Annotated in this window: 23 protein-coding genes; 14 read left to right on the plus strand and 9 right to left on the minus strand. The window is 51.3% G+C overall.

Annotated features, from left to right (window positions below; genetic code table 11):
- Window positions 1–57: 57 nt before the first annotated feature.
- Complete coding sequence (gene panM, locus NMD08_RS01470; protein WP_151217210.1) at window positions 58–441, minus strand: aspartate 1-decarboxylase autocleavage activator PanM; 384 nt, start codon at window positions 439–441, stop codon at window positions 58–60.
- Window positions 442–987: 546 nt separating this feature from the next.
- On the opposite strand from panM, the gene livK reads away from it, so the two are divergent.
- The 10 genes from livK to ugpQ all read left to right on the plus strand — a co-directional run bounded on the left by livK (window position 988) and on the right by ugpQ (window position 11,071).
- A complete protein-coding gene (gene livK, locus NMD08_RS01475; protein ID WP_370619423.1) occupies window positions 988–2,097 on the plus strand; it encodes a high-affinity branched-chain amino acid ABC transporter substrate-binding protein LivK in 1,110 nt (369 codons plus the stop codon).
- Window positions 2,098–2,158: 61 nt separating this feature from the next.
- Entirely contained in the window at window positions 2,159–3,085 is a 927-nt protein-coding gene (gene livH, locus NMD08_RS01480) for a high-affinity branched-chain amino acid ABC transporter permease LivH (RefSeq protein ID WP_003023435.1), read from the plus strand.
- Entirely contained in the window at window positions 3,082–4,359 is a 1,278-nt protein-coding gene (livM, locus tag NMD08_RS01485; protein ID WP_003023436.1) for a branched chain amino acid ABC transporter permease LivM, read from the plus strand. Before livH ends, livM begins: the two co-directional genes overlap by 4 nt.
- The gene (gene livG / locus NMD08_RS01490) at window positions 4,356–5,123 is read left to right on the plus strand and encodes a high-affinity branched-chain amino acid ABC transporter ATP-binding protein LivG (RefSeq protein WP_003023438.1); all 768 of its coding nucleotides are present in this window, start codon (window positions 4,356–4,358) and stop codon (window positions 5,121–5,123) included. Before livM ends, livG begins: the two co-directional genes overlap by 4 nt.
- A 17-nt stretch (window positions 5,124–5,140) precedes the next feature.
- Window positions 5,141–5,854 carry a high-affinity branched-chain amino acid ABC transporter ATP-binding protein LivF gene (livF, locus tag NMD08_RS01495; RefSeq protein WP_151216891.1) on the plus strand — a complete coding sequence of 238 codons (714 nt, stop codon included), beginning with the start codon at window positions 5,141–5,143 and terminating at the stop codon, window positions 5,852–5,854.
- 294 nt (window positions 5,855–6,148) lie between these two features.
- Window positions 6,149–7,465, plus strand: coding sequence for a sn-glycerol-3-phosphate ABC transporter substrate-binding protein UgpB (ugpB, locus tag NMD08_RS01500; protein WP_151216890.1), 1,317 nt, complete (start codon window positions 6,149–6,151; stop codon window positions 7,463–7,465).
- A 63-nt stretch (window positions 7,466–7,528) separates the two neighbouring features.
- Window positions 7,529–8,416: a sn-glycerol-3-phosphate ABC transporter permease UgpA gene (gene ugpA, locus NMD08_RS01505; RefSeq protein ID WP_151216889.1), complete on the plus strand. Its 888-nt coding sequence runs from the start codon at window positions 7,529–7,531 to the stop codon at window positions 8,414–8,416.
- Window positions 8,413–9,258: a sn-glycerol-3-phosphate ABC transporter permease UgpE gene (gene ugpE, locus NMD08_RS01510; RefSeq protein ID WP_151216888.1), complete on the plus strand. Its 846-nt coding sequence runs from the start codon at window positions 8,413–8,415 to the stop codon at window positions 9,256–9,258. Before ugpA ends, ugpE begins: the two co-directional genes overlap by 4 nt.
- A 2-nt stretch (window positions 9,259–9,260) precedes the next feature.
- Window positions 9,261–10,331, plus strand: a complete 1,071-nt coding sequence (locus tag NMD08_RS01515; RefSeq protein WP_151216887.1) for a sn-glycerol-3-phosphate import ATP-binding protein UgpC — start codon at window positions 9,261–9,263, stop codon at window positions 10,329–10,331.
- Window positions 10,328–11,071 (plus strand): glycerophosphodiester phosphodiesterase, encoded by a 744-nt coding sequence (ugpQ, locus tag NMD08_RS01520; protein WP_151216886.1) that lies wholly within the window; start codon window positions 10,328–10,330, stop codon window positions 11,069–11,071. Before NMD08_RS01515 ends, ugpQ begins: the two co-directional genes overlap by 4 nt.
- On the opposite strand, the gene NMD08_RS01525 is transcribed toward ugpQ, so the two are convergent.
- Window positions 11,068–11,508 (minus strand): DUF2756 family protein, encoded by a 441-nt coding sequence (locus NMD08_RS01525; protein ID WP_370619425.1) that lies wholly within the window; start codon window positions 11,506–11,508, stop codon window positions 11,068–11,070. The two genes, ugpQ and NMD08_RS01525, sit on opposite strands and share 4 nt — an antisense overlap.
- 118 nt (window positions 11,509–11,626) lie before the next feature.
- Here NMD08_RS01525 and ggt point away from each other — a divergent pair, with 118 nt between their 5' ends.
- Complete coding sequence (gene ggt, locus NMD08_RS01530; protein ID WP_016151116.1) at window positions 11,627–13,372, plus strand: gamma-glutamyltransferase; 1,746 nt, start codon at window positions 11,627–11,629, stop codon at window positions 13,370–13,372.
- Window positions 13,373–13,444: 72 nt separating this feature from the next.
- Here the strand turns inward: ggt and NMD08_RS01535 are convergent, their stop codons facing one another.
- From NMD08_RS01535 to yhhY, 7 genes are all read right to left on the minus strand, one after another.
- Window positions 13,445–13,696, minus strand: a complete 252-nt coding sequence (locus NMD08_RS01535; RefSeq protein WP_049014307.1) for a hypothetical protein — start codon at window positions 13,694–13,696, stop codon at window positions 13,445–13,447.
- A 22-nt stretch (window positions 13,697–13,718) separates the two neighbouring features.
- The gene (locus NMD08_RS01540; RefSeq protein ID WP_048232943.1) at window positions 13,719–13,997 is read right to left on the minus strand and encodes a YrhB domain-containing protein; all 279 of its coding nucleotides are present in this window, start codon (window positions 13,995–13,997) and stop codon (window positions 13,719–13,721) included.
- A 40-nt stretch (window positions 13,998–14,037) separates the two neighbouring features.
- Window positions 14,038–14,295, minus strand: coding sequence for a hypothetical protein (locus tag NMD08_RS01545; protein ID WP_370607901.1), 258 nt, complete (start codon window positions 14,293–14,295; stop codon window positions 14,038–14,040).
- Window positions 14,296–14,313: 18 nt separating this feature from the next.
- Entirely contained in the window at window positions 14,314–14,808 is a 495-nt protein-coding gene (locus tag NMD08_RS01550; RefSeq protein ID WP_151216883.1) for a YrhA family protein, read from the minus strand.
- Window positions 14,809–14,828: 20 nt separating this feature from the next.
- The gene (tssD, locus tag NMD08_RS01555; protein WP_370619427.1) at window positions 14,829–15,983 is read right to left on the minus strand and encodes a type VI secretion system tube protein TssD; all 1,155 of its coding nucleotides are present in this window, start codon (window positions 15,981–15,983) and stop codon (window positions 14,829–14,831) included.
- Between the two features lie 271 nt (window positions 15,984–16,254).
- Window positions 16,255–17,139: a hypothetical protein gene (locus NMD08_RS01560; protein WP_187259962.1), complete on the minus strand. Its 885-nt coding sequence runs from the start codon at window positions 17,137–17,139 to the stop codon at window positions 16,255–16,257.
- A 47-nt stretch (window positions 17,140–17,186) separates the two neighbouring features.
- Complete coding sequence (gene yhhY, locus NMD08_RS01565; RefSeq protein ID WP_151216880.1) at window positions 17,187–17,675, minus strand: N-acetyltransferase; 489 nt, start codon at window positions 17,673–17,675, stop codon at window positions 17,187–17,189.
- A 456-nt stretch (window positions 17,676–18,131) separates the two neighbouring features.
- Here yhhY and NMD08_RS01570 point away from each other — a divergent pair, with 456 nt between their 5' ends.
- From NMD08_RS01570 to gntR, 3 genes are all read left to right on the plus strand, one after another.
- Window positions 18,132–19,169 carry an oxidoreductase gene (locus NMD08_RS01570; RefSeq protein WP_151216879.1) on the plus strand — a complete coding sequence of 346 codons (1,038 nt, stop codon included), beginning with the start codon at window positions 18,132–18,134 and terminating at the stop codon, window positions 19,167–19,169.
- A 123-nt stretch (window positions 19,170–19,292) separates the two neighbouring features.
- A complete protein-coding gene (yhhW, locus tag NMD08_RS01575) occupies window positions 19,293–19,988 on the plus strand; it encodes a quercetin 2,3-dioxygenase (RefSeq protein WP_003023472.1) in 696 nt (231 codons plus the stop codon).
- Window positions 19,989–20,117: 129 nt separating this feature from the next.
- Window positions 20,118–21,113, plus strand: a complete 996-nt coding sequence (gene gntR, locus NMD08_RS01580) for a gluconate operon transcriptional repressor GntR (RefSeq protein ID WP_106107687.1) — start codon at window positions 20,118–20,120, stop codon at window positions 21,111–21,113.
- Window positions 21,114–21,147 lie beyond the last annotated feature (34 nt).

Here is a 21,147-nt window from a genome sequence, read left to right on the forward strand (position 1 = left end):
CTGCAACACGTAATTCTTGGGAAACTACTAGTAATACAATTGGTTGGGGGCGGTTTTCTACCGTTTCTCCCAGCCATTTTCCTGGGCCGTAAACCCTAACGCCTGCATAAACGCGGCCATCACGCTGCGGTCTTCAACGCCGACATCGGCCATCCACCATGCACTCACATCAGGATTTACCCGGATGACCTCTTCGATCAAATACTGGCCCACACCACGACGGCGGGTGATATCGCGCACGCGCAATGAATCCAGTGCGCCTTGTGTGCCGCTCAGCGTGACCCGCACTGCGCCGAGCAGGCGCTCGTTAAAGCGCGCGGCGTAGATCCGATGCGTTTCATCTACGCTTAACGATGAGGGGGAGTACTCCGGCCAGATTTTGCCCAGATCAATCTGATCCTGGGCGCTAAAGTTATCTAAACGAACGATGGTCAGCTTCATTAACAGCATGTCCAAATCACAAAAGATGGAATCAGTGTACCGAAATAATTCACCCGGATGCTTTCTCTTTTTTATTCGATTAACCAGGTTAATAGTTTTGTAACAACGATATTGACAGTTTGAAACATCAGAGATTGAAAAATAGGCAGGATAATACCCTGAAATGCAGCATTTTATTCCGCTCTTTGTGCCGTTATTTTATGCTGACAAACGTGCTTTTTTTTGTTTATCTATAGTGAAAAGCAGAATATTATCTTTTCTTAATCGACTGAAAAATAGAGCTTTTAGCATCAATTTGCTTAAAAAACTGCGCTAAACCATTAATGAGACTGGTAAAAATAGTACAGTTCAAAAAAAGCACAGTCTGCTTTTTAACCATATAAATACAACATATATACACAAAATCATTCAAGTTGCCTCAAGGCGGCAAGAGAGTGAATCCCCAGAAGCTTACATAAGTAAGTGACTGGGGTGAGCGAACATAGCCAACACAGAGGCAGCTTGAAGGATGAAGTGTAAACACGTCACGAATGGGGATTCAGGAATATGAAACGGAATGCAAAAACAATCATCGCAGGAGCGATAGCACTGGTCATGTCACACGCGGTCATGGCGGGTGATATCAAGGTCGCTGTGGTTGGCGCGATGTCAGGCCCGGTCGCGCAGTGGGGTGATATGGAATTTAATGGCGCGCGTCAGGCCATTAAAGATATCAATGCCAAAGGCGGGATCAAAGGCGACAAACTGGTCGCCGTGGAATATGACGACGCTTGCGATCCGAAGCAGGCCGTGGCGGTAGCGAACAAAATCGTCAATGACGGCATTCAGTACGTTATTGGACATCTGTGCTCATCTTCCACGCAACCGGCATCCGATATCTACGAAGATGAAGGCATTCTGATGATTTCCCCGGGCGCGACCAACCCGGAGCTGACCCAGCGCGGTTACGCACACATTATGCGTACAGCGGGCCTGGACTCCTCTCAAGGGCCGACCGCCGCGAAATACATTCTGGAGAAGGTGAAACCACAGCGTATCGCCATCATTCACGATAAGCAGCAATATGGTGAAGGTCTGGCGCGTTCGGTACAGGACAGCCTGAAAGCAGGCAATGCCAATATCGTCTTCTTTGACGGAATCACCGCCGGAGAAAAAGATTTTTCTGCGCTGATTGCCCGCCTGAAAAAAGAAAATATCGACTTTGTTTATTACGGCGGCTACTACCCGGAAATGGGACAAATGTTGCGCCAGGCTCGTTCTGTCGGCCTGAAAACCCAGTTTATGGGACCAGAGGGCGTAGGTAATGCGTCGCTGTCTAACATTGCCGGTGATGCCGCTGAAGGCATGTTGGTGACTATGCCTAAACGTTATGACCAGGATCCAGCGAATAAAGCGATCGTTGATGCGCTCAAAGCTGACAAGAAAGATCCAAGCGGCCCGTACGTGTGGATCACGTATGCAGCCGTCCAGTCATTGGCAACCGCCATGGACCGCAGCGGCAGCAAAGAGCCGCTGGACCTGGTGAAAGATTTGAAAGCACACGGGGCTGATACCGTGATTGGGCCGCTGAAATGGGACGAAAAAGGCGATTTGAAGGGATTTGAGTTTGGTGTCTTCCAGTGGCACGCGGACGGATCATCGACCGTTGCGAAGTAATCGCTGAAGACGAGTTATCCCACCGCCCGTGTAAAACGGGCGGGTTAAGAAAGGTTACCTTATGTCCGAGCAGTTCCTCTATTTCTTGCAGCAGATGTTTAACGGCGTCACGCTGGGAAGCACCTATGCGCTGATCGCCATCGGCTACACGATGGTGTACGGCATTATTGGCATGATCAACTTCGCCCACGGCGAGGTGTATATGATCGGCAGTTATGTCTCCTTTATGATCATCGCTGCGCTAATGATGATGGGCATTGATTCCAGTTGGCTACTGGTCGCGGCGGGTTTCGTCGGCGCGATTGTGATTGCCAGCGCCTACGGCTGGAGCATAGAACGCGTGGCGTATCGGCCCGTGCGCAGCTCCAAGCGACTGATCGCGCTGATTTCCGCTATCGGGATGTCCATCTTCCTGCAAAACTACGTCAGCCTGACGGAAGGCTCGCGCGACGTCGCATTACCCAGCCTGTTTAACGGCCAGTGGACCGTCGGCAGCAGCGAAAACTTCTCTGCTTCCATCACCACCATGCAGCTGGTTATCTGGATAGTAACCTTCCTGGCGATGCTGGCGCTGACGCTGTTTATCCGTTACTCCCGTATGGGACGCGCCTGCCGTGCCTGCGCGGAAGATCTGAAAATGGCCAGCCTGCTCGGTATAAATACCGATCGCGTGATTGCGCTGACCTTTGTGATTGGCGCGGCAATGGCGGCGGTCGCGGGTGTGCTGCTCGGTCAGTTCTATGGCGTAATTAACCCCTACATCGGCTTTATGGCCGGGATGAAGGCCTTTACCGCAGCGGTATTGGGCGGTATCGGTAGTATTCCAGGGGCGATGATCGGCGGCCTGATTCTGGGCGTCGCGGAAGCGCTCTCCTCTGCTTACCTGAGTACTGAATACAAAGACGTGGTGTCGTTCGCGCTGCTGATTCTGGTGCTGCTGGTGATGCCGACCGGTATTCTGGGTCGCCCGGAGGTAGAGAAAGTATGAAACCGATGCATTTTGCAATGGCGCTGCTCTCTGCCGCGATGTTCTTCGTTCTGGCGGGCGTCTTTATGGGCGTCCAGCTGGAGCTTGACGGCACCAAACTGGTGGTGGATTCCGCGGCGGATATTCGCTGGCAGTGGGTGTTTATCGGTACTGGCGTGGTCTTCCTCTTCCAGTTGCTGCGTCCAGCCTTCCAGAAGGGTCTGAAGAGCGTCTCCGGGCCGAAGTTTATTCTGCCGGCGATTGATGGCTCCACCGTTAAACAGAAGCTGTTTCTGGTGGCGCTGCTGGTGATTGCCGTGGCGTGGCCGTTTATGGTGTCACGCGGTACGGTGGATATCGCCACGCTGACGATGATTTATATCATCCTCGGCCTCGGCTTAAACGTGGTGGTGGGGCTTTCCGGCCTGCTGGTGCTGGGCTACGGCGGCTTTTATGCCATCGGCGCTTACACTTTCGCACTGCTGAACCACTATTACGGCCTCGGCTTCTGGACATGCCTGCCGCTGGCAGGGCTGGTTTCCGCTGCTGCGGGCTTCTTGCTCGGTTTCCCGGTGCTGCGTCTGCGCGGGGATTATCTGGCGATTGTGACCTTAGGCTTCGGCGAAATCGTTCGTATCCTGCTGCTCAACAACACCGAAGTGACCGGTGGCCCGAACGGTATCAGCCAGATCCCGAAACCGACTTTTTTCGGTCTGGAGTTTAGCCGTACCGCCCGTGAAGGCGGCTGGGATACCTTCAGCAACTTCTTTAACGTGAAGTACGATCCCTCCGACCGTGTGATTTTCCTGTATCTGGTGGCGCTGCTGCTGGTGGTCTTCTCGCTGTTTGTTATCAACCGTCTGCTGCGTATGCCGTTGGGTCGTGCGTGGGAAGCGCTGCGCGAAGATGAAATTGCCTGTCGCTCGCTGGGCTTAAACCCTACGCGTATCAAGCTGACCGCCTTTACCATCAGCGCCGCGTTCGCCGGTTTTGCCGGTACGTTGTTCGCCGCGCGCCAGGGCTTTGTCAGCCCGGAATCCTTCACCTTTGCCGAGTCGGCCTTTGTGCTGGCAATTGTGGTTCTGGGCGGAATGGGCTCACAGTTCGCGGTGATCCTCGCGGCCATCCTGCTGGTGGTGTCCCGCGAGTTGATGCGTGATTTCAATGAATACAGCATGTTAATGCTGGGTGGTTTAATGGTACTGATGATGATCTGGCGTCCGCAGGGCTTGTTGCCGATGACCCGTCCACAGTTGAAACTGAAAAACGGGGAAGCAAAAGGAGAGCAGGCATGAGTCAGCCATTATTATCCGTTAACGGCCTGATGATGCGCTTCGGCGGTCTGCTGGCGGTAAACAACGTTGAGCTGGAGCTGCGGCCACAGGAGATAGTTTCGTTAATCGGGCCAAACGGCGCGGGAAAAACCACGGTCTTCAACTGTCTGACCGGTTTTTATAAACCCACCGGCGGTACCATTAAGCTTCGTGACCAGCATCTGGAAGGGCTGCCGGGACAGCAAATCGCGCGGATGGGCGTGGTGCGCACTTTCCAGCACGTCCGTTTGTTTCGCGAGATGACGGTGATTGAAAACCTGCTGGTGGCGCAACATCAGCAGCTGAAAACCGGCGTGTTTTCGGGCCTGTTGAAAACCCCGTCGTTCCGCCGCGCGCAGAGTGAAGCGTTGGATCGCGCCGCCACCTGGCTGGAGCGTATTGGTTTGCTGGAGCATGCCAACCGTCAGGCCAGTAACCTGGCCTACGGCGATCAGCGTCGTCTGGAGATCGCCCGTTGCATGGTGACCCAGCCGGAGATCCTGATGCTCGACGAACCCGCCGCAGGTCTTAACCCGAAAGAGACCAAAGAGCTGGACGAGCTGATTGCTGAGCTGCGTAATCATCACAACACGACAATCTTGTTGATTGAACACGACATGAAGCTGGTGATGGGGATTTCGGACCGTATTTACGTGGTGAACCAGGGCACGCCGCTGGCGAACGGGACGCCGGAACAGATTCGTAACAACCCGGACGTGATCCGCGCCTATTTAGGTGAAGCATAATGGGGGCGAGAGATAATATGGATAAGGTGATGTTATCGTTTGATAAAGTCAGCGCCCACTACGGCAAGATACAGGCGCTGCACGACGTCAGCTTGTATATCAATCAAGGTGAAATCGTGACGCTTATTGGCGCCAACGGCGCGGGAAAAACCACGCTGCTCGGTACGTTGTGCGGCGACCCGCGCGCGACCAGCGGGCGAATCGTCTTTGATGATAAAGACATTACCGACTGGCAGACGGCGAAAATCATGCGCGAAGCGGTGGCGATTGTCCCGGAAGGGCGTCGCGTGTTTTCCCGCATGACGGTGGAAGAGAACCTGGCGATGGGCGGTTTTTTTGCCGAGAAGGACCAGTTTCAGGAACGCATCAAGTGGGTGTATGACCTGTTTCCTCGCCTGCATGAGCGCCGTATTCAACGTGCGGGAACGATGTCCGGCGGCGAACAGCAGATGCTGGCGATAGGCCGTGCGCTGATGAGCCAGCCGAGGCTGCTACTGCTTGATGAACCATCGCTGGGCCTGGCGCCGATTATCATCCAGCAGATCTTTAACACCATAGAGCAATTGCGCGAGCAGGGGATGACCATCTTCCTCGTCGAACAGAACGCGAACCAGGCGCTGAAGCTCGCCGATCGCGGCTACGTGCTGGAAAACGGTCATGTGGTGCTGGAAGACACCGGCGATGCGTTACTGGCTAATGAAGCGGTGCGCAGCGCGTATCTGGGCGGTTAATTCTCTCCTTCCCTGCTGGATGGCGGCGTAAACGCTTTATTCGGCCTACGGTATGTGTAGGCCGGGTAAGAGGCATAAACATCGCCATCTGGTGTTTCATTTAAATTGCCTATACGTGTCTCAGCTCCCACTTTCCCTTCTTACAACTTTCACCGCCTTGCCATCTGTTTGTCGCCTTACTATCTTTTTTTTGTAATAAAAAAGTTATTTTTCTGTCATTCGAGCATGTCATGTTACCCCCGCGAGCATAAAACGCGTGATATCGCGCATCCGGCACAACAAGAGAGATAACCGATGATATCGTTACGACATACAGCTTTAGGACTGGCACTTAGCCTGGCGTTTGCAGGTCAGGCACTGGCGGTCACCACCATCCCATTCTGGCATTCAATGGAAGGCGAACTGGGTAAAGAAGTTGATTCTCTGGCGCAACGCTTTAATGCCGCCAATCCCGACTACAAAATTGTTCCGCAGTACAAAGGCAACTATGAGCAGAACCTGAGCGCAGGTATTGCCGCTTTCCGTACCGGAAACGCGCCTGCGTTGCTGCAGGTTTATGAAGTGGGTACGGCAACGATGATGGCTTCGAAAGCAATTAAACCGGTGTATGAAGTATTCAAAGAGGCTGGCATTAACTTCGATGAATCTCAGTTTGTACCGACGGTTTCCGGCTATTACACCGACTCTAAAAGCGGACATTTACTCTCCCAGCCTTTTAACAGTTCCACCCCAGTGCTGTACTACAACAAAGATGCCTTCAAAAAAGCAGGTTTAGACCCTGAGCAACCGCCGAAAACCTGGCAGGACCTGGCGGAATACACTGCGAAGCTGAAAGCCGCAGGTATGAAGTGCGGTTACGCCAGTGGCTGGCAGGGTTGGATTCAGATTGAAAACTTCAGCGCCTGGAACGGTCTGCCGGTCGCCACCAAAAACAATGGCTTTGACGGTGCTGACGCGGTACTTGAATTCAATAAACCCGAGCAGGTAAAACACATTGCCTTGCTGCAAGAGCTGAACAAAAAAGGGGATTTCAGTTACTTCGGGCGTAAAGATGAATCCACAGAAAAGTTCTATAACGGTGAATGTGCTATTACTACAGCTTCCTCCGGCTCATTAGCGAATATCCGCCAGTACGCCAAATTCAATTACGGCGTCGGCATGATGCCGTACGATGCTGATGTGAAGGGCGCACCGCAGAACGCAATTATTGGCGGGGCCAGCCTGTGGGTGATGCAGGGCAAAGATAAAGCAACCTACGAAGGCGTGGCAAAGTTCCTCAACTTCCTGGCACAGCCAGAAATTGCGGCTGAATGGCATCAGAAAACCGGTTACCTGCCGATCACGACTGCCGCATACGACCTGACACGTGAGCAGGGTTATTATGATAAGAATCCTGGGGCCGATATTGCCACCCGCCAGATGCTGAACAAACCGCCGTTGCCGTTTACCAAAGGGCTGCGTCTGGGCAACATGCCGCAGATCCGCACTATTGTGGACGAGGAACTGGAAGGGGTATGGACCGGGAAGAAAACCCCACAGCAGGCGTTGGATGCCGCCGTTGAGCGTGGTAATCAGTTACTGCGCCGCTTTGAGCAATCGACCAAGTCTTAAGTGTATAAGTGCCGGATAAGGTGCTTGCACCGCCATCCGGCACCTTCCAGGAAAAGAATCTACATGTCCTCATCTCGTCCGGTGTTCCGCTCGCGCTGGCTTCCTTATTTGCTGGTGGCCCCGCAGCTGGTTATCACTGTTATTTTCTTTATCTGGCCCGCCGGTGAAGCGCTGTGGTACTCGCTACTATCCGTTGATCCGTTTGGTCTTTCCAGCCAGTTTGTCGGACTGGAGAATTTTGTCGCGCTGTTCCATGACCCGTACTACCTTGATTCATTCTGGACCACCATTAAGTTCAGTACGTTAGTCACGGTGAGCGGCTTACTGGTGTCGTTATTTTTTGCGGCGCTGGTGAATTACGTGGTACGCGGCAGCCGTTTTTACCAGACACTGATGCTATTGCCTTACGCCGTTGCGCCGGCCGTCGCTGCCGTATTGTGGATCTTCCTGTTTAACCCGGGACGCGGGCTAATTACCCATTTTCTCGGTGAGTTTGGCTATGACTGGAACCATGCGCAAAACAGCGGTCAGGCGATGTTTCTGGTGGTGTTCGCGTCGGTCTGGAAGCAGATTAGTTACAACTTCCTGTTCTTCTTTGCCGCACTGCAGTCTATTCCGCGATCGCTGATCGAAGCCGCCGCGATCGACGGCGCAGGACCGGTTCGCCGCTTCTTTAAACTGGCGCTGCCGCTGATTGCGCCGGTCAGCTTCTTTCTGCTGGTGGTGAATCTGGTTTATGCCTTCTTTGATACCTTCCCGGTGATCGATGCCGCCACGGCAGGTGGACCGGTACAGGCGACCACTACGTTGATTTATAAGATCTATCGCGAAGGGTTTGTCGGGCTGGATCTGGCGTCTTCCGCTGCACAATCGGTGGTGCTGATGTTCCTGGTCATTATTTTGACGGTGGTGCAGTTCCGCTATGTGGAAAGTAAGGTGCGTTACCAATGATTGAGAACCGTCCTGGGCTGACAATATTCAGCCATACCATGTTGATTATGGGGATCATGGTGATCCTGTTTCCGCTGTACGTCGCGTTTGTCGCGGCGACGCTGGACAATAAAGCAGTGTTTGAGACGCCGATGACGCTGGTTCCCGGCACACAGTTGCTGGAAAACATGAAATACATCTGGGTCAACGGCGTGGGCGTCAACAGCGCGCCGTTCTGGCTGATGATGCTCAACAGTTTCATCATGGCATTCAGCATTACGGTAGGGAAAATTACCGTTTCTATGCTCTCCGCATTCGCCATCGTCTGGTTCCGCTTTCCGCTGCGCAACCTGTTTTTCTGGATGATTTTTATCACCCTGATGCTACCGGTTGAGGTGCGTATTTTCCCGACGGTAGAAGTGATTGCCAACCTGAAAATGCTCGACAGCTATGCAGGCCTGACGCTGCCGTTGATGGCGTCAGCGACAGCGACTTTCCTGTTCCGTCAGTTCTTTATGACCCTGCCGGATGAACTGGTTGAGGCGGCGCGTATTGACGGCGCGTCACCGATGCGTTTTTTCCGCGATATCGTACTACCGCTGTCAAAAACCAATCTGGCTGCGCTATTCGTGATCACCTTTATCTACGGCTGGAACCAGTATCTGTGGCCGTTGTTAATTATTACCGACGTCAATTTGGGCACTGCGGTGGCGGGCATCAAAGGCATGATTGCCACTGGTGAAGGCACCACACAGTGGAACCAGGTAATGGCAGCCATGCTGCTGACGCTCATCCCTCCGGTAATCATCGTGTTAGCCATGCAGCGTGCCTTCGTACGTGGCCTGGTCGATAGTGAGAAATAAAAATGGCTGGTTTAAAACTACAGGCAGTAACCAAAAGCTGGGACGGCAAAACCCAGGTAATTAAACCGCTGACGCTGGACGTCGCGGACGGGGAATTTATTGTGATGGTTGGGCCATCCGGCTGCGGTAAATCTACGCTATTGCGGATGGTGGCTGGGCTTGAACGGGTGAGCGGCGGCGATATCTGGATTGATAATAAACGCGTCACCGAAATGGAGCCAAAGGATCGTGGTATTGCGATGGTCTTCCAGAACTATGCGTTGTACCCGCATATGAGCGTGGAAGAAAATATGGCCTGGGGGCTGAAAATTCGCGGGATGGGCAAGGAGCATATTGCTGAGCGGGTGAAAGAGGCAGCGCGTATTCTCGAACTGGATGGCCTGCTTAAACGTCGTCCACGTGAGCTTTCCGGCGGCCAGCGCCAGCGCGTGGCCATGGGGCGGGCGATTGTCCGCGACCCGGCGGTATTCCTGTTCGATGAGCCGCTTTCTAACCTCGATGCCAAGCTGCGCGTACAGATGCGTCTGGAATTACAACATCTGCATCGTCGGCTGAAAACCACCTCGCTGTACGTGACACACGATCAGGTTGAAGCGATGACCCTCGCCCAACGGGTAATGGTGATGAACAAAGGCATTGCCGAGCAAATCGGTACCCCGGTTGAGGTGTATGAGAAACCTGCCAGCCGCTTTGTGGCGAGCTTTATCGGCAGCCCCGCAATGAATCTGCTGGACGGTCGCATCAGCGCCTCGGGTACGCATTTTGAGCTGGGCGATGGTATGTCGTTACCTATCGGTAGAAGCGCCGGGGAGTGTGTTGGGCGTAACATGACGCTGGGTATCCGCCCGGAGCATATTGCGCTAAGCTCGCAGGCCGAAGGTGGCGTGCCGTTGGTCGTCGACACGCTGGAAATGCTGGGTGCGGATAATCTGGCACATGGACGTTGGGGTGAGCAAAAACTGGTGGTGCGGTTGGCGCATCAGCATCGCCCGACTGCAGGCAGCACGCTGTGGCTGCATCTGCCAGAAAATCATCTGCATCTTTTTGATGGCGAAACAGGACAACGTGTATGAGTAACTGGCCTTACCCCCATATTGTCGCCCATCGTGGCGGCGGTAAGCTGGCACCGGAAAATACCCTGGCGGCGATCGACGTGGGGGCGCGATACGGGCATACCATGATTGAGTTTGACGCTAAATTGTCGAAAGACGGTGAGATCTTCTTGCTGCATGACGACAACCTGGAACGCACCAGCAACGGCTGGGGCGTGGCAGGCGAATTGAACTGGCAGGATTTATTGCGCGTGGACGCCGGGGGCTGGTTTAGCGGTGAGTTTAAAGGCGAACCGCTGCCGCTGCTCTCGCAAGTTGCTGAGCGCTGCCGCCAACACGGCATGATGGCAAATATTGAGATCAAACCCACCACCGGGACGGGGGCGCTCACCGGGAAGGTCGTGGCGCTGGCCGCGCGTGAACTGTGGGCGGGAATGACGCCACCGCTGTTGTCATCCTTTGAGATTGATGCTCTTGAAGCGGCGCAACAGGCGGTGCCTGAACTGCCGAGAGGCTTGCTGCTTGATGAGTGGCGCGAGGACTGGCGTGAGCTGACCACCCGGCTTGGCTGCGTTTCTATTCACCTTAATCACAAGCTGTTGGATGAAACGCGCGTGGATGCGCTGCACGACGCGGGGCTACGTATACTGGTTTATACCGTAAACCGACCCCAGCGCGCGGCAGAACTGCTGCGCTGGGGCGTAGACAGCATCTGTACCGATGCCATTGATACCATTGGTCCGGATTTCCAGCCCAGTTAAGGCCCAATCGTTTTTAACGGAACGTTAGGTTGCGGCGTGCTGGAGGGCTTCAGCATGTCGCCGTTCTTTTTCTCCGACAGCATATGTTGCTTATTCAGCGAGCTGTCCGGATTACGGGGTCCACTCAACATCCCACCGTTGCTGTTAGGCAGCATTTGCTGCCGTCCAGAATTCAACTCGCCCGGCTGCGACTGTAGCACGTGCTGGGTGTTCGTGTTGATTTGGTTTTCCATATGCTGTTGCTGCATGCGCGTCTGCGTTTGCAACTGCTGGTTGAGCATCCCTTTCTGCTGAATCTGCTGTGATTGCATTTGGGTTTGCATACGCTGCTGGCTCGGGATCTGATAACCGGGCTGATTCGGGTTATTCATGGTGTTGATGGGCTGTGCAAAGCCTGCAAAGGGCAAGAGCATGGCTAAAAGTAAGAGTCGTTTCATCGCTTTTCTCCTCTCGGGGATCGTTTAAGTTTACTCCTTTCTCGCCGTGACGATGATTATTTCAGAGTTATGCACCAGGCTTAGTGGGGGCCGACCCCCATACATCTGGAGAATAACGATGATAAAACCGACGTTTTTACGCCGGGTAGCCATTGCTGCTCTGCTCTCAGGAAGTTGTTTTAGCGTGGCTGCTGCGCCGGCTGCACCACCGCCGGTGTCTTACGGTGTTGAGGAAGATGTGTTCCATCCCGTGCGTGCGCAACAGGGGATGGTGGCTTCCGTGGATGCGTTAGCCACCCAGGTTGGGGTGGATATTCTTAAACAGGGCGGGAATGCCGTTGATGCCGCCGTTGCCGTGGGTTACGCGCTGGCGGTGACGCATCCGCAGGCGGGCAATCTGGGCGGCGGTGGGTTTATGCTGCTGCGCACCAAAGACGGTAACACCACAGCGATTGATTTTCGTGAAATGGCCCCTGCTGGCGCGACCCGCGACATGTTCCTCGATGAGCAGGGCAACGCCGATGCGAAAAAATCGCTAACCTCACATCTGGCATCCGGTACGCCGGGTACCGTGGCGGGGTTCTCGCTGGCGCTGGAGAAATATGGCACGATGCCGCTGAACAAAGTCGTGCGCCCGGCAATGAAGCTGGCGGAAGAAGGCTTTGTTGTTAACGACGCGCTGGCTGACGATCTGAAAACCTATGGCAGCGAAGTGCTCCCTAATCACGAAAACAGCAAAGCCATTTTCTGGAAAGACGGCGAGCCGCTGAAAAAGGGCGACAAGCTGGTGCAAACGAACCTGGCGAAAAGCCTGGAGATGATTGCCGAAAATGGCCCGGATGCGTTTTATAAAGGGGCGATTGCCGATCAGATTGCTGAGGAAATGCAGAAGAACGGCGGGCTGATGACCAAAGAGGATTTAGCCGCCTATAAAGCCGTGGAGCGTACGCCGATTAGCGGCGACTATCGCGGATATCAGGTCTTCTCGATGCCGCCGCCGTCCTCTGGCGGAATTCATATCGTGCAGATCCTCAATATTCTCGAAAACTTCGATATGAAGAAGTACGGGTTTGGCAGCGCTGATGCCATGCAGGTAATGGCTGAAGCGGAGAAATATGCCTACGCCGACCGTTCGGAGTATCTGGGCGACCCGGATTTTGTGAAAGTGCCGTGGCAGGCGCTGACCAATAAAGCCTATGCCAAATCGCTTGCCGATCAGATTGATATCAACAAGGCTAAGCCTTCCAGCCAGATCAAACCTGGCAAGCTCGCGCCGTATGAAAGCAATCAGACCACCCATTTCTCGGTGGTGGATAAAGACGGCAATGCTGTGGCGGTGACGTATACGCTGAACACCACCTTTGGCACCGGGATTGTGGCGGGAAACACCGGCATTCTGCTTAATAACGAAATGGACGATTTCTCCGCCAAACCGGGCGTGCCGAACGTTTACGGGCTGGTGGGTGGCGATGCCAACGCGGTTGGGCCGAAGAAGCGTCCACTGTCATCAATGTCGCCGACTATCGTGGTTAAAGACGGGAAAACCTGGCTGGTTACTGGCAGTCCTGGCGGAAGCCGAATTATCACTACTGTGCTGCAAATGGTAGTCAACAGCATTGATTTTGGAATGAATGTCGCCGAAGCGACCAACGCGCCGCGCTTCCATCATCAGTGGTTGCCCGATGAACTGCGCGTTGAGAAAGGGTTTAGCCCGGACACCATTAAGCTGCTGGAACAGAAAGGGCAGAAAGTCGCACTGAAGGAAGCGATGGGCAGCACGCAGAGCATTATGGTAGGACCGGATGGCGCACTGTATGGCGCGTCCGATCCGCGTTCCGTGGATGATTTAACGGCGGGATACTAAAGATAACGGCCCTCTTCGGTCGGAGAGGGCTGATTTGGACAGTTTAATTTTTAGCGAACATAATATTTCAAACTAAAAAAGATGCTGTTGCTCTTTGATCAAGTTAAAGCCATTTTGGGCTACTTTGTAGCGTGGTCTTGATTTATCTTCGCCATATACAACATCAACCAATCCGCTATTGACAAGGCTCGTTACGATATTAGCAACGTTACCAAATCCAGGAACGTTTCTCGTATAAAGCGCACGATCCAGAGCTATCCAGTTCCAGTTAATATCTTTTTCGGCCATAACTTTCAGTACGTTAAATTCTGTTTCAGTTATCATGGTTTATCGCGTCCGAGTAAGCTTAGCTTCGTGTTGTTTTGCTCGTTTCGTAGTCTTTTAAATATTTCTCCAGCGGCCAGGCAGTACCTAAATCAACGATTTCACCGCTATCTTTATCGATGATGAAAGGCACATTTCCTGCCAGGCGGGAAGCGTTGTCTCCGGTTTCGAGGTATTCCCTCGATTCGAAGCAAAAAAACCAACCTTCTGCAAACCGTCCGTGGAGTGTGATGACGACGGAAGCATCCGCCTCGCTAAGGTATGTATTAGCTTTGTTTATGGCTTCTTCATAAGTAAACATAGAAATCTTCCTGGCGGTACGAAGCTTTATCGTTGACCTATTACTCTTTTCGCTCAAGCCCAATATATTCAACAAAACCCTCTCCAGAGTAAACATTCATTCTTACTCTGAGAATATCTATTGCATCTTTTGCAAGTTCTTTAGGTATGAATAAAACAAAAACTCTGTCATCGCCATCAATAATTGTTCCTAATGCCAATTGCGAAAGTATATCGTCTGGCAATATATAATCACCCAATGTCTTTCTGATAATTTCTTTTGCTTTTTGTTCTAAAAAATTTAAAGATATTTTTCTCATTGTGCGCTCTTGTCGTTATTAACGAACAGTGTCTAAAATTTCATTTAAAAATTCAGTAAAGGATTTAAATGTTCCAAATACATTGTCAGTGCCGATGTTATCTCTAATTTCAAAAAGACAGGTTTTAGTATCATAGATGAATAGTGAAATACTATCGTCACCAATGACTAATCGTTCTGCAAGATCAGGATTTATATAGTCATCATTATTTCTATAAAATTCGTTCATGATAAATAAGTTCTTAACTAAAGGTTCTGGTATTGAAACACTGAAAATTCTTAATCCGTTATACTCAAACCCATCCATTGTTTCTAAGAATGTTAAATAATCAGGTTGATTAGAGAATAATATGCAGACTTCATCGCATAATTGTTCGAGTATCGGTGATGTTTCAGTTTCAGAGTTTCTTTTTGTGATACTTTCAACAAAGGAGTTCTTTATGGCGTCTTCTATAGGGTAATCGAAATCATCCATCATCTTTTTTAATTCAACTAAGAGATCTTCAATTTTCATTCTTACTTAATCCTGGGTTGCTATTTGAGTGGATAAATTGAGCCTGATGGGATAGCCCAGAATGTTGTTTTGCTTTCACCTGGTAACATTGTTCTTGTTACATTGGATTGCATATTGGTAAATAATTTGTGATATGGCTCATTTTCTATTAATATTAAATTATCAAAGTTGTTTGTTCCTCCATCATCTAATGGTAACTTATGGTGAACACTATAGTTATAAGGCGTATTCCCATTACTCATTCTTAAAAAGTCATTTGAGTTAAATCTATTGACTAAACTTGGATTTTTTGCGAGATCAATAAGGAATTTTTTCCTTATGGTACTATTAAATTCCTTTCGCAATACCACTGCTTCAGTGGGGTTTCTTCGGGTATAATTTATTTCTTTTATTGTTACGCCACTGAGTAATTTCGGCTCACCTCTCAATCTTCCAAGATAGATATTAATCTCTTGATAAATTTCAGAATTAGAGCGTCTAGCTAACAAAATAGAACCTGCTGCAAGTGCAGCGCCTGCAGTTTTTTCATTCATAACCTGCTCGTAACCCGCTGGCGCATCACCTCCCAACTTCTCTGCTATTTCCCTGAACCCCTCTATATTCCCGTTGTAGATCCCTCCGGCGGCAAGCAGTCTGCCAATCCCTTTGCTGTTTAACGTTTTGAGGCCGTTGTCTGTGGGCGTTTTTGGAGGGGGGATAAACAGGCGGTTGTAGTTCTCGGGCAACGCCAGGTAACTGAACTCAGTGTTGGCAATAAGATGTTTGCAGAGGATATATTCATAGCTGATGGTTATTGTTTCTGTATCTAAACTATTTTCACTGAACTGCTGCTGAATACCGGATAAGAATGCTCCCCGCAGTTGAATATAATAATACTTCTCCCATCTACCGAATCTATTGATGCGGTAGAAATAAAACTCCATATACAATTGCTCGTTGTTGTTAATCGCATTAATAAACAACGGCGTGCTTTTATCGATCAGCTTACAAAAGCGTAGTCCGTGCAACTGAGAGCCTTTGCCGGTACTGGTTATACTATTAGCGAGCGAAAAGGCAAAGATTTCGTCCTCGTGTCCGATTTGCCAGCGATTACCCACAGATACAGTGGTTCCACATCCGTCAGAAATGGCGCCTTGTTGCTGCCCTGAAACCATCAGATAGACGATATCACTCATGACATCCTTATCCTTTATTACGTGTTATTGTAAAACGGAGGTTTTTATTCTTCCATTTTTAATTACGCTTTTTGATGGTGTTCGTATATAGCAGAAACAAAACGTTTCATTTTAAGTGGGTTTTGTTGAGGATAATCTGAATATAAATAATGTGTGGGGCAAGTGTTTGTATATTTAATAACTGTGAATTATTAATTGAATATGTGTTGATGTTTTTTATTCCAAATTGATGGCCTGCATCGTTCTGAACGTTGCAGGCCTTATTCGTCCGTTAAGGAACATACTGTTGCAGTGATTCGGACCAGCGAAATATGTGACTGCTTTTATCCTGCAGGTTAACGACCTCCAAATCATAAAATCCCTGCGTCTTTGCTGACCGCAATTTCAGGATGTACTTACTCTCGCTGATGTCGTGCTGTCGCGTTCCGTCCTGGTTCCAGTCTCCGGCGATGTCCTGATATTGATAAACAAGGTCGGAAAACACGTTGATTATCTTGTTGTCTTTGATCGTGTACAACTCCAGCACTTCATAAAATGCGCCGCCGCCTGAATACGCCTCAGAGTAGCCACCGCGCACCCCGAACGCCAGAGTATCGGGAGCGATCCGGTACGGTGCCAGATCCAATTTTGTATAATAAGCCAGCGGTCTGACGGACTCATCATCGCTCTCTTTATCGGCGGCTTTATTCCACGCCGAGATCTGGTTTAACGGTTTTTCTGAGCGGGCAATAGGCACTAGCTGTTGGTTCTGCCAGGAAAAAACGCCGAGATATAATTTATTGGCGCGTCCGTTGCTGTAGTTTTCCGGACAGGTGTTATCCGCGTACTTTTTTGCCTGCCCGGCATCGGCCTGATTGTCTGCGAAACAGGCGACGCCAATGTATTTTCCGTCTTTGCCCCAGGCTTTGGCGCCGGTGAGGATCAGATTATTAGGATTTTCGTTTGGCGCAACCCAGCCAATCCACTGGTTCTCTGATAATCCCTGCGGAAGTTCACCAAATCCTTTCGCAGGTGTTGCCCCTGCCATTTGCTCAGCAAAAATCTGTTTACCTTCAGGATGTTGAATAGCGCCGGGGACAGCATCGAGATTTTGTACGGTCGTGGCGAAAGCTGGAGAGAGCGAGGCCAGTAAAACCAGGGGAACAAACTTTTTCACTATTGCGTCCTTTCAATAAGCAGGGCGAGATGACTCGCCCTTCAACATTATTTCACACGCGCCATAAAATACGCATCCACGTACTCGCCGTTGCGCAGTCCGTATTTCTTACCTGTCCCTTCGATCTCAAAGCCATGCTTTTTATAGACCGCAATTGCAGGTTCGTTATCAACAAACACCGTTAACTCGATACGGTCGACGCGCAGCCAGTTGTCGCACATGTCGATCATCGTACGGAGAAGCGCGCTGGCAACGCCGCGATTCTGCCAGCGGGCATCAACGCAGATACCAAAATCGGCGACATGGCTGCGGCGGGGGCGCTGAGCAACGTCGATGCAGAGATGTCCGACGACGATATCATCAATGCACGCGACCAGTTGTTTGATTCCGACCCGTTCGGTTAGTCGCTCTTGCCACATCTCCATGGAAGGATGAGGAACCTGTAGCGTGTTGTGATACACCTCCGGCTGGGCATGGATCTGACGAATTGCGTCGTAATCTTTAGGTTCAGCGTGGCGAATCACTATCTCACTCATTCCTTATCTCCTTCAGGGTTAATTGAGTCTTTACCCTCGCTGAGAAAGAAAATTCCGTCAACTGCATTTTTTTGCAAAAAGAAGTAGACAAGTGCGAATGAGAATGATTATTATTGCTCTGCATTCAGGGGAACCCCTATGGAGAACCTGAAAGCACGACATTGCTCACATTGCTTCCAGTATTACTTTAGCCAGCTTTTGCTGGCTTTTTTTTGGGGTTTTGTGTCTGCCTGGCTTACTTGCCATTTTGCCCCCGGGAAGTGCTCGTGCTCCTCACGTACATTTAGTACGCTCCGGGCCCTGCGCGCTTGCCGTGAACAAACTGCCTGCGACGCCGACGGCCGATCCTGTCGCACCTGTGGTGCAGTTCAAACGCCATCCGGCAAAGAATCCAACATTCAGTCTCCAGCCGCTTTGCGCTATGGTGTAGACAATCATCTTCAAAAGGACTGTCTCATGACCTTACACTGCGCATTTATTGGTTTTGGTAAAAGTACCACTCGCTACCATTTGCCGTACGTCCTCAACCGCAAAAATAGCTGGCATGTCGCGCACATTTTCCGCCGTAACGCCAGGCCGGAAGAGCAGGCGCCGCAGTATTCGCATATTCACTTCACCAGCGACCTCGACGAGATCTTAAACGATCCGCAGGTGAGGTTAGTGATCGTCTGTACCCATGCTGACAGCCATTTTGACTACGCCAAACGTGCGCTGGAGGCGGGTAAAAACGTGCTGGTTGAGAAGCCGTTCACGCCGACGCTGGCAGAAGCAAAAGTGCTGTTCGAACTGGCGCAAAGCAAAGGGCTGACCGTTACGCCGTATCAGAATCGTCGTTTTGACTCCTGCTTCCTAACCGCTAAAAAGGCGATTGAGAGCGGTAAACTCGGCGAAATTGTTGAGGTTGAAAGCCATTTTGATTACTACCGTCCCGAGGCGGAAACTAAGCCGGGACTGCCGCAGGACGGCGCATTTTATGGCCTGGGCGTACACACTATGGACCAGATTATCTCGCTGTTCGGTCGCCCTGAACACGTGGCCTATGACATTCGCAGCCTGCGTAATAAAGCGAACCCGGACGACACCTTTGAAGCGCAACTGTTCTACGGTGACCTGAAAGCCATTGTTAAAACCAGCCATCTGGTGAAAATCGACTATCCGAAGTTTATCATTCACGGCACCAAAGGCTCGTTTGTGAAGTACGGCATCGACCAGCAGGAAACCAGCCTGAAGGCCAATATCATGCCGGGTGATCCAGGTTTCGCTGCTGACGATTCCATCGGGGTACTGGAGTACGTTAACGATGACGGCCTGACGATAAAAGAAGAGATGAAACCGGAAGTAGGGGACTATGGTCGCGTCTATGATGCGCTATACCAGACGCTGACCGCCGGTACGCCTAATTACGTCAAGGAATCTGAAGTTCTTACCAACCTGGAACTTCTCGAACGCGCCTTTGAACAGGCATCTCCGGCGACGATAACCCTCGCCAAATAGCTTGCACAGACTCCTCTGGGCTTGTTCATATTTTTTGAACAGAGGAGTCAATTTTCACCCTCTATGATCCCAGGCGGATTGAGTCCACACTTACTCCATCGAAAACATCTGGGGGTGAACACAATGATCTATTTACGCAAAGCTAATGACCGTGGTCATGCGAATCATGGCTGGCTCGATTCCTGGCATACCTTCTCTTTTGCCAACTATTATGACCCGAATTTTATGGGGTTCTCGGCACTGCGCGTGATTAACGATGACGTGATTGACGCAGGCCAGGGCTTTGGCACTCACCCCCATAAAGATATGGAAATCCTGACCTACGTGCTGGAAGGCGCGGTAGAACATCAGGACAGCATGGGTAACAAAGAGCAGGTTCCTGCCGGTGAGTTCCAGATTATGAGCGCCGGGACGGGGATCCGTCACTCGGAGTACAACCCGAGCAATACTGAGAAGCTGCATCTGTATCAAATCTGGATCATGCCGCAAGAGAACGGTATTACGCCGCGTTATGAACAGCGTCGTTTCGATGCCGCTCAGGGTAAACAACTGGTGCTGTCGCCGGATGCTCGTGATGGCTCGCTGAAAGTGTACCAGGATATGGAGCTGTACCGTTGGGCGTTGGTCAAAGATGAGCAGTCGGTACATCAGATTGCCGCTGAACGTCGCGTCTGGATCCAGGTCGTTAAAGGCAACGTCACCATTAACGGAACTAAAGCGACTACCAGCGATGGCCTGGCAATCTGGGATGAACAGGCAATTTCTATTCATGCCGACAGCGACAGCGAAGTGTTACTGTTTGATCTGCCGCCAGTCTAACGTGCTGTAACCCTTTGTAGGCCGGATAAGACGCGAAAACGTCGACATCCGGCTTTTCATCGTTTGTCATTAATTCCATGCGTCCGTGGTAAACTGGGGAAATCTATCCCTTTTTAACGCTTCAGGACGATGAAAAAGAAAAGACCCGTACTTCAGGATGTAGCCGACCGCGTGGGCGTGACCAAAATGACGGTCAGCCGCTTTTTGCGTAATCCGGAGCAGGTCTCCGTGGCGCTGCGGGGCAAAATTGCCGCTGCACTTGATGAGCTGGGTTATATTCCCAATCGCGCTCCTGATATCCTTTCCAACGCCACCAGCCGCGCTATCGGCGTTCTGTTGCCCTCTCTCACCAACCAGGTTTTTGCTGAAGTATTACGCGGCATTGAGGCCGTTACCGACGCCCATGGGTATCAGACCATGCTGGCGCACTACGGTTATAAACCCGAAATGGAGCAGGAGCGTCTGGAGTCGATGCTGTCGTGGAATATCGACGGTCTGATCCTCACCGAGCGTAGCCACACGCCTCGTACCCTGAAAATGATTGAGGTCGCCGGTATCCCGGTGGTTGAGCTGATGGACAGCCAGTCTCCGTGTCTGGATATTGCCGTCGGCTTTGACAACTTCGAAGCTGCGCGCCAAATGACTGCGGCGATCATTGCCCGCGGGCATCGTCATGTTGCCTATCTTGGCGCACGTCTTGATGAACGTACTATCATCAAACAGAGAGGCTACGAGCAGGCCATGCATGATGCCGGTCTGGTGCCATATAGCGTGATGGTGGAACAATCTTCCTCCTATTCGTCCGGTATTGAACTCATCCGTCAGGCGCGACGTGAATACCCGCAGCTTGATGGCGTCTTCTGTACCAACGATGACCTGGCGGTAGGGGCGGCCTTTGAATGCCAGCGTTTAGGGCTGAGAATTCCTGACGATATGGCGATTGCCGGTTTCCACGGTCACGACATCGGACAGGTGATGGAGCCGCGTCTGGCGAGCGTGCTCACGCCGCGTGAACGCATGGGCAGCATTGGCGCTGAACGTCTGCTGGCGCGCATCCGTGGTGAAGCAGTCACACCTAAAATGTTAGATTTAGGTTTCACCTTGTCACCGGGCGGATCTATTTAAGCCAACAAGTTTGAAGTAGCTCACACTTATACAC

This window comes from Citrobacter meridianamericanus, from assembly GCF_041320245.1.
GTDB classification, from domain to species: domain Bacteria; phylum Pseudomonadota; class Gammaproteobacteria; order Enterobacterales; family Enterobacteriaceae; genus Citrobacter; species Citrobacter meridianamericanus.